The sequence below is a fragment of the uncultured Marinobacter sp. genome (genome assembly GCF_963974375.1).
Lineage (GTDB): Bacteria > Pseudomonadota > Gammaproteobacteria > Pseudomonadales > Oleiphilaceae > Marinobacter.
The window spans coordinates 1-12,496 of the sequence record NZ_CAXBDN010000118.1; the positions used below are offsets into that span (position 1 = coordinate 1).

Below are 12,496 nucleotides of genomic sequence, written 5' to 3' on the forward strand. Positions count from 1 at the left end.
CACTTCGCCGAGGAAACGGGCGTCGTCCGGATCGTTCGGGCAGCACACGATCGGCTCCTTGATGTCGGCCAGATCGATTTCCACCACATGGGCGTACTCGGCGTCTTTGTCGGCACGCATCAGCTTCGGATTGGCAATCCACTCTTCCATCTGCTTGGCACGACGCTCCAGGGTACGGGGATCTCCGTAACCTTCGGCAATCATCCAGCGCAACATGGTGATGTTGGAACGCAGGTACTCGGCTACCGACTCTTCCGACAGGTTGATGGTACAACCCGCGGCGGAACGCTCTGCAGAGGCGTCGGACAACTCGAACGCCTGCTCCACGGTGAGGGTTTCCAGACCTTCGATTTCCAGAATACGGCCAGAGAACTCGTTGATCTTGCCTTTCTTCTCAACGGTCAGCATGCCCTGCTTGATGCCGTACAGGGGAATGGCGTGGACCAGATCACGCAGAGTGATGCCTGGCTGCATTTCGCCCTTGAAGCGCACCAGTACCGACTCCGGCATATCCAGCGGCATAACGCCGGTGGCGGCAGCAAAGGCTACCAGGCCGGAACCGGCCGGGAAGGAGATGCCCATGGGGAAACGGGTGTGGGAGTCACCACCGGTACCGACGGTATCCGGCAGCAGCATGCGGTTCAGCCAGGAGTGGATGATGCCGTCGCCCGGGCGCAGGGAAACACCGCCACGGGTGCGGATGAAGTCCGGCAGGGTGTGCTGCATTTCAACGTCAACCGGCTTCGGATAGGCCGCAGTGTGACAGAAGGACTGCATTACCAGGTCAGCCTGGAAGCCCAGACAGGCCAGATCTTTCAGCTCGTCACGGGTCATCGGGCCGGTGGTGTCCTGGGAACCCACGGTGGTCATGTGTGGCTCACAGTAGGTTCCGGGGCGAACGCCCTGGCCTTCGTCCAGACCACAGGCCTTGCCGACCATCTTCTGGCCCAGGGTGAAGCCCTTGGTGCCAGCTTCCGGGTCATTGGGCAGACGGAACAGATCGGTTGCGCCCATGCCCAGAGCAGCACGTGCCTTGGTGGTCAGACCACGACCGATGATCAGCGGAATCCGGCCGCCGGCCTGAACTTCGTCCAGGATCACGTCAGACTTGAAGGAGAATTCGGAGATGGTCTCACCGGCCTCGTTCAGAATCTTGCCATCGTAGGGACGGACTTCAATCACGTCGCCCATGTTCATGTTGTCGACCGGTGCTTCGAAAACCAGGGCACCAGCGTCTTCCATGGTGTTGAAGAAGATCGGGGCAACCTTGTTACCGATACAGATACCGCCGGCACGCTTGTTGGGCACGCCTGGAACATCGTCACCGAAGAACCAGAGCACCGAGTTGGTGGCAGACTTGCGGGAGGAGCCGGTACCGACCACGTCGCCCACGAAGGCAACTGGCAGGCCCTTGGCCTTGATCTCGTCGATCTGGCTCATGGGGCCGGTAACACCGGGCTCGTCCGGCTTCAGACCATCACGTTCCATTTTATAGGCAGCGCGGGCGTGCAGCGGGATGTCCGGACGGGACCAGGCATCGGGCGCAGGGGAGAGATCGTCGGTGTTGGTTTCGCCGGTGACCTTGAACACCACCATTTTGGTGCTCTCGGGAACCTTGTTCCGTTTGGTGAACCATTCGGCGTTGGCCCAGGATTCAACCACTTCTTTGGCGACGGCGTTGCCGGCGTCCATTTTGTCCTTGACGTCGTTGAACGCGTCGAACATCAGCAGGGTTCTTTTCAGCTGCTCACCGGCTTTCTGGGCCAGTTCTTCGTTGTCCAGCAGCTCAACCAGGGTGGCAATGTTGTAACCGCCCTGCATCATGCCGAGCAGTTGCACGGCCTTTTCCTTGCTTACCAGCGCACAGGTGGTTTCGCCCTTGGCAATGGCAGACAGGAAGCCGGCTTTCACGTAGGCGGCTTCGTCCACACCCGGTGGAATGCGGTTTTCCAGCAGGTCTACCAGGACTTCTTCCTCGCCCTTGGGCGGGTTTTTCAGGAGCTCGACCAGCCCGGCAGTCTGTTCTGCATTCAGCGGCTTGGGGGGAATACCCAGAGCTTCGCGCTCTGCAACGTGTTCACGATAAGCTTCTAACACGATAACGACCCTCATCAGTTAGGGGAACCCGCGTCGGCCTTGTGAGCGTGCGGGCATTGTGTGTGGAAAAGGCCACGAATTGGCGCTGCATTCTATAGGAACTGGCGCATAAAGTTAAGTTGGCGGATGGTCTGAGTTGCCTTCCGGGTTGGTGTATACTGCGCCGGGGTCGGCCTGCCGGCCCGGTAACAACTGTCTGTCAGCACTGGAAACGCCCGATGTCCGATCAACAAGCCGCTTTGAACGATATACATAATTTTTTGCCCTGTCGTACTCCGCGGCAATGGATCGAAAACGCTCTGGCCAATCAGGATCTTATGCTGATTGATCACGCCCATTGTGAGAAGAAGGCGGCTTCGACGGCACTGAGTCTGATGTATCGTTATGTGGACAACCCGGAACTGCTCAACAAGATGTCGCGGCTGGCGCGGGAAGAGTTACGGCATTTCGAGCAGGTGCTTGCCATCATGAAAAAGCGCGGCGTGGTCTACAATCACCTGTCCCCGGCCCGTTATGCGGCAGGACTTCGCAAGGCAGTGAGGCCGGAAGACCCGGGCCGTCTGGTGGACGTGCTGATTGTCGGCGCCATCATTGAAGCCCGCTCCTGCGAACGCTTTGCAGCGCTGGCGCCGCATCTGGATGAGACCCTGACGACCTTTTATAACAGCCTGCTGAAGTCCGAAGCGCGCCATTACCAGGATTACCTGAAGCTGGCCGAGCAGGCCAACGGCGGGCCGGTGAGCGAGCGTGTGACTGCGTTTCTGGCCATCGAGCAGCAGTTGATTGAGCAACCGGATACAGAGTTCCGCTTTCATAGCGGGCCTGTATCTGGCGGAATCGCTTGTTAACTCGGAGCTCCCGACACAACCCCATCCACCGGTCAATACCCGCGCTGCGGTACTTCTGCTTGTGCAGGATAAAGTAGAACTGCCGGTCGAAACGCCGGTGTGCAGCTGCCCTCAGGGGCACCAGTGAACCCCGTTTGAAAGCATCCTGCAGGCAGACCCGGGACAGGCAGCCGATGCCGAGGTTGGCCTCCACCGCCCGTTTGATGGCCTCGGTGTGCTCCAGCTCCAGCAGAATATTCAGGTCCGGGAGCAGGCCGTGCATGGCCCGGTCGAAGGTCTGGCGGGTGCCGGAGCCGGGTTCCCGCATGATCCAGGTGGCCGCAAGCAGGTCTTCGTCGGTCAGGCCGGTTCTGTTTGCCAGCGGGTGTTCCGGGGCGCAGAAAATGACCAGCTCGTCGTTGCGCCAGGGAATAACCTCCAGTTCTGAGGCATGGAGTTCACCCTCGATAAGACCGATATCCAGCTCAAAATCACTGACCCGGCGGGCGATGGAGCTGGTATTGGCCACTTCCAGTGAGACTTTCGGGCTATTTGGCGTATTCATGTACTGTGCCATCACACCCACGGCCAGATAGTTGCCAATGGTCAGGGTAGCTCCCACCTTGAGGGCACCTGCCTCGGTGTGTCGGCTGAGTGACTGTTCCAGCTCACCGCCCATGGCCAGCAGTGCTTCGACCTTCGGGCGAAACAGGCGTCCCAGCTCGTTCAGCTGCAGGCGCTTGCCGACCCGGTCAAAGAGCTGGATATCGAACTGGCTCTCCAGTTCCTTCAGGGCGCTGCTGGCGGCGGATTGTGACATGGCCAGAGACTCCGAGGCCCGGGTGATGTTCTGGTAGTGGGAGGCCGCGAGAAAAACCTCCAGTTGACGGAAGGTGTACTTCATAATCGATAAATCCGAATAAGGTTATGAAAATATCCCATTTTGTCGATAGGTTACCTTTGGGGTACTATGAGCACAATCCTTTTTAACCCCTTCTTCAGCGTCTATTGAACGGGAAACCGATATGAGCAAGTTTGCCAAAGAAACCGTCACCAGCGTCCGTCACTGGAACGATACTCTGTTCAGTTTCACTACCAGCCGTGATCCCGGCTTCCGCTTCAAGAATGGCCACTTCACCATGATCGGCCTGGAAACAGACGGCAAGCCGCTGATGCGCGCCTACAGCATTGCCAGCGCCAATTATGAGGAAGAGCTCGAGTTCTTTTCGATCAAGGTGCAGGACGGCCCGCTGACGTCCCGGCTGCAGAAAATTCAGGTAGGCGATGAGATCCTGGTGAGCCGCAAGCCCACCGGCACGCTGATACTGGATAACCTGCTACCCGGCAAGAATCTGTGGCTGATCAGCACGGGCACCGGCCTGGCGCCGTTCATGAGCATCATCAAGGACCCGGAAGTCTACGAGGCCTTTGACAAGGTGATTCTGACCCACGGTGTGCGCTACCAATCTGAATTGGCTTACCAGGAAGAGATTGAAGGCCTGCCCAACAACGAGTTTTTCGGTGAAATGGTCGACGGCAAGCTGATTTATTATCCTACCGTCACCCGTGAGCCGTTCCGCAACGAAGGCCGCCTCACGATTGCCATGGAAAACGGCAAGCTGACCCGTGATCTGGGCCTGCCGGACTTTGATCTGGAAAACGACCGCTTCATGGTTTGCGGCAGTCCCAGCATGCTGAAGGATACCTGCCGTATTCTTGACGACATGGGGTTCACTGAGGCCCGTCAGGGCAATCTCGGTCACTACGTGATTGAGCGGGCGTTTGTAGAGCAGTGAATCGCTGACACCGGCCATGGGCAATGGCGAATTCCGGTCAGGTGCCCACTCGTTTGATACCCCTTCAGCCCCTCGGTTTATCCCTGGGGCTTTTTTTTGGGCTCTTCGCTGATGAGCGTAAGCAAGAATGCCCCGCGACTGCGTAAGGTGCAGCAGGGGCGTCGAGGGTGATACATTTGAGTGATCCTGGCGTCAAGCCGGCCTCAACCTGACCTGCGGAGACCGAATCTATCATGACCCCTGAGCCCGAAAACACGTTTACGGTAACGCCACTAACGCCCGCCTGTCAGTCTGAATGGCGACCGTTGTTTGATGGTTACGGCGAGTTCTACAAGACGCCGGTGCGGGAGGAGGTGGCTGCCACCGTCTGGTCATGGCTGATGGATCCCGGGCACGTCATGGAAGGACTGATCGCGAGAGACTCCGATGGCCGTGCAGTGGGCATGGCCCATATCCGCGCCTGCCCGAGGTCACTGGCGGGCGGGTACGTGGGTTTTCTTGACGATATGTTCGTTACGCCTGAGGCCCGGGGCAGCGGCGCTGCGGCTGCCATCTTCAGTGCCCTTGAGCAAATGGCTGCTGACCGGCAATGGGGTGCAATCCGCTGGATTACCCAGCATTTCAATGAACGGGGCCGGAGCTTTTACGATAAATACACCGGCGGACCCAGCGACTTTCTGATGTACCAGTGGAAGCAGGACTGAAGAGCATGGCCACAGGTCTTTTGAGTGAACTATGGCGCTGGTCATTTCGAGCGGGTCTGGCGCTGGCGCTGGTGCTGATGGTGACCAGGGTGTTTGATCAGCCAGCCGTGGCTGATCCGGGCCTTGAGCTGACGCTTACGGAACAGCAACTTGAATGGGTTGGCCAGCAGGTATTCCGCAATGAATGCGCCAGCCGGGAAAGCTGCCTGGTGCACTGGAATGAGGGGGAGGCCTTCCCGTCATTGGGCATCGGGCATTTTATCTGGTACCCGAAAGGCGTCGACGAGCCCTTTACCGAGAGTTTTCCGGACCTTGTCCGCTTTATGGTGGGCGAGGGTGCCCGCTTGCCGGACTGGCTGGCCGAGTTGCACCGGCCCGGGGGGCAGCGCTTTTATGCGCCCTGGCCGGACCGGGCGGTCTTTCTCGAGACCAGGGAACATGATCCCGGAGTGGCCGGCCTGCAGCGCTTTCTGGCGAATCAGAAGGGGCTGCAGGCTGAGTTCCTGTTCCGCCGTGCCCAGGCGGCACTGGAGCGGGTTATTGAAGCCGCCGAAGATCCGGTTGCGGTCAGGCAGCGCATCAAGGCGCTGGCCGAAACCCCTGGCGGGGTCTACGTGCTGATCGACTACGTCAACTTCAAAGGCGAAGGCCTTGCTGTCAGCGAGCGATACCACGGCGAGGGCTGGGGCCTGCTGCAGGTGCTTGAGCAGATGGGCGATACCTCAGGCTCATCGGGGCTGGAACAGTTCCGGACGGCGGCCGCCACCGTGCTGACCCGGCGGGCAATGAACGCGGTCAACGACATTGAGCGAGAGCGTTGGTTGCCGGGCTGGCTGAATCGCCTGGAGACCTATCAGGAATACAGCCCGGGCTAGTGTCCCGTTATCGCAACCAGTTGTGCAAGGTCATCAGCAGTCGTTCGGTGGGTGTGCGCTGAGTCCTTTGCTCGATAAGCCCGGTCAGCAGATCCGGCCGGTCCGTAATGATGTTATCAACGCCCATATCCATGAACCGGGCCATGGCGGAAGCTGAGTTGACCGTCCACACATGCAGTTCATAGCCCTTGCGATGGGCTTCGGCGATGGTGGCGGCATTGACCCGGTTATGGCGCAGTCCGAGGTTGTCGAAACTGGTGCTGTCCAGGGGGCCAACCACAAACTGGGCCAGCAAGGTGGTTTCCAGGTCGGGTTCGAGCCACTTGGCTTCCCTGAGTATTCCGGGCTGGGCAGCGGCGAGAATACTGTGTTCAATCATGTCGTTGTGCTGCAGGAGCTCAATCACTTTTTGGGTGAGTTCCGGCGTGTGCAGATCCGGTTTAAGATCAACGTACAGCCCTGCCTTGCCCCTGACCGCATCGATGGCTTCCTGCAGGGTGACGATGCGCTGGCCTGAAAATCCGGCGTTGAACCAGGAACCGGCGTCCCGATCCATGACCTCCTCCAGGCTGACGCCGGAAATGGCACCCTCCAGACCGAATACCCGCCGCATATCGCTGTCGTGCCAGAGTACCGGAACCTTGTCGGCGGTCAGCCGCACGTCGATTTCGATATAGTCTGCGCCATCTGCGATGGCCTGAAGGATGGCACTGAGGCTGTTTTCCGGCGCAACCAGTGAGGCCCCGCGGTGCGCGGTGTTGGTGACAGAATCCGCAGGATCGAACGAGTGCACAATCAGCGAGGCCTGGGACACCACCAGAATCAGCAGCAAAACCTCCACTCCCCAGGCCATGGGTCCGGCATTGGCCGGAGGTTGTTCAGTTGCTCCTCGCTGGCGCCCGGGCAACTGCTCTGTGGCGGCGAGAACGATCATCGAGAACCCCGCCATCGCGATAAACGCGATCACCAGGGTAGCCAGCAGATAAATCGCCAGATAGACCACCATGACCGGAACAACAAGGGCACTCTGATCCGGCAGCTGATTCAGCAACGGCGCCCCCATGGCCTGGTAGAGAATCGTGAACAACGCGGGCAGCGCCGCCAGGCTCACCAGGCCGGCCACCAGTGGCAGGGTGATCTTCCGTCGATGGCCTTTGACCTGCGCTGCACTTGCGGTCAGCGCTTGTGTGACGCCGGCCGACGCGGTCATTAACAGCGGCACTGCCAGCAGCCAGCGCATGAACAGCCAGCTATTGCAGGCCAGCATGCAGACTCCGGCAAGCAGGGCAATTCCATAAAACAGCCAGAGTACCGGGGGCTGCTCTACCCGCAGATAGTAGACATCGTAGGAAGCCAGCAGCAGCTCATAGGAAATGGCCAGCACCGCGAGAAAGGGCAGGGCCAGTAACAGGTGCGCAGTGGTCTGGATAACGGCCAGAACGAAAATGGCCCGGATCCGCCGGATGGTTCCCCGGAGCGCGGCCAGTAAGGTGCGGATTTCCTGACGGCGGTTCCCGCTGTATCGCGGAACAGCGGCGATCAGCGTCATGCCTGATTGCTGAAGCATAAAACTGAATACCGTGAGCGTCAGTGTCAGCAGCAGCCACAGCAAACCACCGGGAGAAAAGGCAAATTCGATGATACCGGCGGTGCTGATGGCCGCTTCGCCAGTGATCTTCCCGGGGATAGTCAGTAAGGCGGAGAACAGCGGGCTCAGCAGTGCCAGCGCGACCGTGGTGAACAGCAGGTAGTACAACAGCAGGCTGCGCCAGTGGTCGGCAATCTGGTGTGCGGCGGTGCGGACGAGGGCGCTCATGGGAGCCGGTCACCTCGCTGTTTTGGTTGAGCGGATTGCAATCAGAAGCGGGCCGATAGCAGTTTATTCTCCTTCGTTATTTGCGCTGCTGCCGGTGCCGTCGGAGACTACCGAGGACTGGCCAAACAGCAACAGCCTTTGATCCAGTGACACGAACGGTTCCGCATCGACCGCTTTGAGGCTGCCGAAGAGGCGGTCGGGGTCGAACGCCCAGGTGGAGCACCGCAACAGTGACTCGGTACAGGACAGCAACTGCCCTGACTCCCGCAGCAGGAATTTCAGGCCGGTGTAGGTATCCGCCAGTAGCAAATCCCGTTCAGTGTGGTCGTTTACGGCCAACAGGCTGCGACCGGTCATGGTGGCAGTATCATCACCGGCCCCGACCACATCAACAATGGTCATCGGAATGTCCATCTGCACGACAAGCCGATCCCGGTGGGCGTAGGCATCAAGGCTATCGCCTGCGGGTGGACGCAGGGCGAGCATTCCGGCGTTGTTGTTCAGAGGGGTCGATTCAAGGTCTCGCCGCACGAACCCACCGGATTCGTCCGAGGTCAGGATCACCAGGGTTTCATCGAGAATGCCGGCCTGATCCAGCTCCTCCAGAAACCGGGACAGTGATTCCGACATTACCTGCATGGCATTGCGGCGGGCTTCCTGAGGGTCAATGGCGGCCGCCATTTCCGGGTCTTCAGGCCGGGCACCACTGCGGTCGGGGCTCCTGTCTGCGGTAACCGGGTTGTTGTTACTGTCAACGCCGGTATCGAAGGGATGGTGAGTGCCCACATTGAGCAGGGTGATCATCCAGGGTGAAGCGCTGCGGCTATCCAGAACCGTCAGTCGCCGGGTGATATCAGGAAAATAGACGGGGTCGGGAGGGCCCCAGCCGTTAACCTCCCCGGTGTCAGCGAAAACTTCGGCGCCTGTAGCTTCGGCGAATCCGATGCGCGGCATAAAGCCGTCCTTGTTCATGTACTCCAGCGGAGCCGCTTGCCAGTACGCGGTGTGGTAACCATGGTCGGCCAGCATCCGGGGCATGCAGCGCGGGGAGACCCGTGCTTCAGCCACATCCGCCATTTTGACCGATTTCCGCAGAAAGTCCGGATACTGGCCGCAGAGCAGGGCAAAGGTGCCCCGGTCTGTCTGTCGTTCCATACTGAGGGTATTGCGATAGAGCCGGAAACCATGGTCTTCGAGGGTGGACTCAAGCTGGTGGAGTGTTACCACCGGTTCGAGGTTGTGATAGTCACTGATGGATGGAAAATAGCCTGCGGAAAGACCCTCGATCATGATCAGCAGTACGTTGGGTCGCTGAGCGGCCGGAGCCGCCAGAGTTTTCTGGTGGAAGAAGCCATCCTGCGGGCCGGGCGGGTCCTCCCTGGCCACCATTTGTTCCCCGAGACCGGTGCTGACCGGTGCTATCAGGGCTGCCGGAATCTGGGTCAGAAAACTGGCCACCAGGTTGTTGCCGGGGGTCGTCAGGCTGGGCATCGCCAGACCATAGGCCAGTATCAGTGCTGGCAGTGCCGCAATGCTGTAACGACGGTGGCTGGCGGGCCGGGCACAAAAGGACTGGTAAAGGCGGTGTAACAGCCAGGCGTAGGCCAGGTAAACGGGCAGCAACAGCAGGTGCACATTGAGCACGCTGGACGACAGGAACACCGGATCTGCACTCTTGCTGATCAGGGTCAGTTTCGGCAATGTGCCATGGGCGCCGAGGTGCATCCCGGCAGAAAAACTGAAGCACCCCAGGATAACAATCAGCAGGCCCCGGGCGACCGGACGCCGGGTCAGATCAAGACAGATGGCCAGCAGGGCAGCGCCCGCCAGGTCGGCCAGCAGCGCGGTGCCGGCGTTGGGCCAGACGCCGCTTCGCAGGACAAACGACGCCCTGAGCACCAGCAGCCAGACAAATGCCAGTGCCAGGGTCGTCAGGAACTGTCTGAGGCGCAGTCGCGAGATAGCGGACGTGTACAGCATAAACGGCTTCTCCGTCGCTCATGGGCGCCCGTGAGTCGGGCGCTTGCGGCGCTACAGAGGTTCTTTGTGCAGCTCCGGAGCTTTGTCGGCGCTGGCGGTCAGCCACCAGACATGAGTGTCCCAGTCGCCCAGTACGATGCGAGTGGCCGGTTTGCCCGCAACGGTTAGCGGGTGTTCGGCCGGGCGGTGAGTATGGCCATGAATCATCCGTTGTACGCCATGCTCTTCCATGGCGGCAACCACTTCCTCTGGCGTCACATCCATGATGAACTCATCCTTGCCCTTGTTCTTGGCCATGCTGATCTCGCGCAGCTGGCGCGCCACCATCTGGCGGTCGGCCAGAGGGCGTTGCAGAAACATCTGTTGCCACTGGGTATTGCGCATGTTGGTGCGGAACTTCTGATATTCCTCATCCAGCGTGCACAGGCTGTCACCGTGCATCAGCAGGGTCGGCGTGCCGTACAGATCGATGACCGAGGGGTCATCAAGCAGAGTCACTCCGGCCCGGTCGCAATAGTCCTGGCCGATCAGGAAATCCCGGTTTCCATGCATCAGGAAGAGCCGGCAACCGGAATCACTGAGGGCTTTCAGGGCCTCCGCGATCTGATTCTGCAGTGGCGTTTTTTCATCGTCACCAATCCAGGCCTCGAAGAAGTCACCCAGGATGTACAGGGCCTCGCAGCCCCTGGCCCGGTGCTCCAGAAAAGTGAGAAACGCCCGGGTAATGTCCGGGCGTGACTCTTCCAGATGGAGGTCTGAAATGAACAGCGTGGTCACGCCGTGCCTCCGTCTCCCTGGGCATCGTCAAGGACTTCGGCTTTCTCGATGACCACGTCATCGGCCGGTACGTCCTGATGACCTGCGCTCATGGTGGTGCGCACGGCGCGGATATTGTTGATGGTATCCATGCCATCGACCACTTTACCGAAGACGCAGTAACCCCAGCCCTCTGCATTTTTTGCGGTATGGTCCAGGAAACCGTTGTTTTCGACATTGATGAAGAACTGCGCAGTCGCCGAGTGGGGGTCCATGGTGCGGGCCATGGCCACCGTTCCGATCATGTTGCTGAGGCCATTGTCGGCCTCATTCTGGATCGGCTCCCGGGTCTTGCGTGGGGTCATGCCCGGTTCGAAGCCGCCACCCTGAATCATGAAATTGCCAATTACCCGGTGAAAAATCAGGCCGTCGTAGAAACCGTCGCGAACATACTGTTCAAAGTTTTTGGCGGTTTCCGGTGCTTTCTCGTGGTCCAGTTCCAGCTTGATGTCGCCGTGATTGGTTTTCAGCAGAATCATGTGTGCTTCCTGTAGGGTAAAAGATGATGACACGGTCGAGTAAATCCCGGTGCGAGGATGGTTACGATCGTCTGAAAAAACAGCTGACTCTCATTGTACTGAAGAGTTTGCGCCCATGCATGAGTTGACCGTGATTTTATGAGTATAATACGCGGTTTCCGGGAACCTCAGTGACACACCGACCTATCGAGATTCTATGAGCGCCGAAGCGAAGAAAGCCCACAACTTTATCCAGAACCTGATCGAAGACGCCATCGCCAGTGGCGAGCACCAGGGCAAGGTGGTCACCCGTTTTCCACCGGAGCCCAATGGCTACCTGCACATCGGCCATGCCAAATCGATCTGCCTGAATTTCGGCATTGCCGATACCTTCGGTGGTGACTGTAACCTGCGCTTTGATGACACCAACCCTGAGAAAGAGTCCCAGGAGTACATTGACGCCATCAAGCAGGATGTCCGTTGGCTCGGTTTCGAGTGGGCCGGCGATGTGCGCTACGCGTCTGACTATTTTGAGGCTATCTACGCCTATGCCGAAGAGCTGGTGCAGAAGGGCAAGGCCTATGTCTGCGCCCTGACTGCCGATCAGATGGCAGAGTACCGGGGCACTCTGAAAGAGCCCGGCAGGAACAGTCCGTTCCGGGACCGTCCGATTGAAGAAAGTCTGCAGCTGTTCCGGGATATGCGTGCCGGCAAGTACCAGAATGGTGAGCTGGTGCTGCGGGCGAAAATCGATATGGCATCCCCCAACATGAATCTACGGGACCCGATTCTGTACCGGATCCGCTACGCTGATCACCACCAGACCGGCGACAAGTGGTGCATCTACCCGATGTACGATTTCACCCATCCCATTTCCGATGCACTGGAGGGCATTACCCATTCCCTGTGCACCCTGGAATTTGAGGATCACCGCCCGCTGTATGACTGGGTGCTGGAGAATATATCCGGACCCTGCCAGCCACGGCAGATCGAGTTTGCCAGACTGAATCTGAATTACACGGTCACCAGCAAGCGCAAACTCAAGCGACTGGTGGACGAAGGTCTGGTGGATGGCTGGGATGACCCCCGCATGCCCACGGTTTCCGGTATGCGTCGGCGTGGTTACA

Annotated in this window: 10 protein-coding genes and 1 pseudogene; 5 read left to right on the forward strand and 6 right to left on the reverse strand. The window is 59.2% G+C overall.

Translation table 11 applies throughout. The features are described from left to right. On the reverse strand, positions 1 to 2,097 hold a 2,097-nt coding region (locus tag AAC035_RS11350), incomplete at its 3' end, for a bifunctional aconitate hydratase 2/2-methylisocitrate dehydratase (protein ID WP_339804052.1). A gap of 218 nt (positions 2,098 to 2,315) precedes the next feature. Between AAC035_RS11350 and AAC035_RS11355 the strand changes: the two genes are divergently transcribed. Further along, on the forward strand, positions 2,316 to 2,945 hold the full coding sequence (locus AAC035_RS11355) for a tRNA-(ms[2]io[6]A)-hydroxylase (RefSeq protein ID WP_339804055.1): 630 nt from the start codon (positions 2,316 to 2,318) through the stop codon (positions 2,943 to 2,945). Positions 2,946 to 2,949: 4 nt separating this feature from the next. Here AAC035_RS11355 and AAC035_RS11360 read toward each other — a convergent pair. Continuing rightward, positions 2,950 to 3,828: pseudogene (locus AAC035_RS11360) on the reverse strand (LysR family transcriptional regulator); the annotation flags it as partial. A gap of 121 nt (positions 3,829 to 3,949) precedes the next feature. Here AAC035_RS11360 and AAC035_RS11365 point away from each other — a divergent pair. The 3 genes from AAC035_RS11365 (at position 3,950) to AAC035_RS11375 (ending at position 6,299) form a co-directional block, all read left to right on the forward strand. Beyond that, positions 3,950 to 4,720, forward strand: a complete 771-nt coding sequence (locus AAC035_RS11365; protein ID WP_339804058.1) for a ferredoxin--NADP reductase — start codon at positions 3,950 to 3,952, stop codon at positions 4,718 to 4,720. 233 nt (positions 4,721 to 4,953) lie between these two features. Then, positions 4,954 to 5,424 carry a GNAT family N-acetyltransferase gene (locus AAC035_RS11370; protein WP_339804061.1) on the forward strand — a complete coding sequence of 157 codons (471 nt, stop codon included), beginning with the start codon at positions 4,954 to 4,956 and terminating at the stop codon, positions 5,422 to 5,424. 5 nt (positions 5,425 to 5,429) lie between these two features. Then, on the forward strand, positions 5,430 to 6,299 hold the full coding sequence (locus AAC035_RS11375; protein WP_339804064.1) for a hypothetical protein: 870 nt from the start codon (positions 5,430 to 5,432) through the stop codon (positions 6,297 to 6,299). A gap of 7 nt (positions 6,300 to 6,306) precedes the next feature. Here the strand turns inward: AAC035_RS11375 and AAC035_RS11380 are convergent, their stop codons facing one another. From AAC035_RS11380 to AAC035_RS11395, 4 genes are all read right to left on the reverse strand, one after another. After that, a complete protein-coding gene (locus tag AAC035_RS11380; RefSeq protein WP_339804067.1) occupies positions 6,307 to 8,115 on the reverse strand; it encodes a glycerophosphodiester phosphodiesterase family protein in 1,809 nt (602 codons plus the stop codon). Positions 8,116 to 8,178: 63 nt separating this feature from the next. Continuing rightward, the gene (locus AAC035_RS11385; protein ID WP_339804070.1) at positions 8,179 to 10,095 is read right to left on the reverse strand and encodes a sulfatase-like hydrolase/transferase; all 1,917 of its coding nucleotides are present in this window, start codon (positions 10,093 to 10,095) and stop codon (positions 8,179 to 8,181) included. A gap of 51 nt (positions 10,096 to 10,146) precedes the next feature. After that, a complete protein-coding gene (gene lpxH / locus AAC035_RS11390; RefSeq protein WP_339804072.1) occupies positions 10,147 to 10,872 on the reverse strand; it encodes a UDP-2,3-diacylglucosamine diphosphatase in 726 nt (241 codons plus the stop codon). Beyond that, on the reverse strand, positions 10,869 to 11,390 hold the full coding sequence (locus tag AAC035_RS11395; protein WP_339804074.1) for a peptidylprolyl isomerase: 522 nt from the start codon (positions 11,388 to 11,390) through the stop codon (positions 10,869 to 10,871). The genes lpxH and AAC035_RS11395 overlap by 4 nt, the downstream gene beginning before the upstream one ends. Before the next feature lie 196 nt (positions 11,391 to 11,586). Here AAC035_RS11395 and glnS point away from each other — a divergent pair. Then, positions 11,587 to 12,496: glutamine--tRNA ligase (gene glnS, locus AAC035_RS11400; RefSeq protein WP_339804076.1), on the forward strand; the 910-nt coding region annotated here is incomplete at its 3' end.

Coding starts and splice junctions, on each gene's coding strand:
- AAC035_RS11355 (WP_339804055.1), top strand. CDS start 2,316: ATGTCCGATCAACAAGCCGCTTTGAACGATATACATAATTTTTTGCCC.
- AAC035_RS11365 (WP_339804058.1), top strand. CDS start 3,950: ATGAGCAAGTTTGCCAAAGAAACCGTCACCAGCGTCCGTCACTGGAAC.
- AAC035_RS11370 (WP_339804061.1), top strand. CDS start 4,954: ATGACCCCTGAGCCCGAAAACACGTTTACGGTAACGCCACTAACGCCC.
- AAC035_RS11375 (WP_339804064.1), top strand. CDS start 5,430: ATGGCCACAGGTCTTTTGAGTGAACTATGGCGCTGGTCATTTCGAGCG.
- AAC035_RS11380 (WP_339804067.1), bottom strand. CDS start 8,115: ATGAGCGCCCTCGTCCGCACCGCCGCACACCAGATTGCCGACCACTGG.
- AAC035_RS11385 (WP_339804070.1), bottom strand. CDS start 10,095: ATGCTGTACACGTCCGCTATCTCGCGACTGCGCCTCAGACAGTTCCTG.
- AAC035_RS11395 (WP_339804074.1), bottom strand. CDS start 11,390: ATGATTCTGCTGAAAACCAATCACGGCGACATCAAGCTGGAACTGGAC.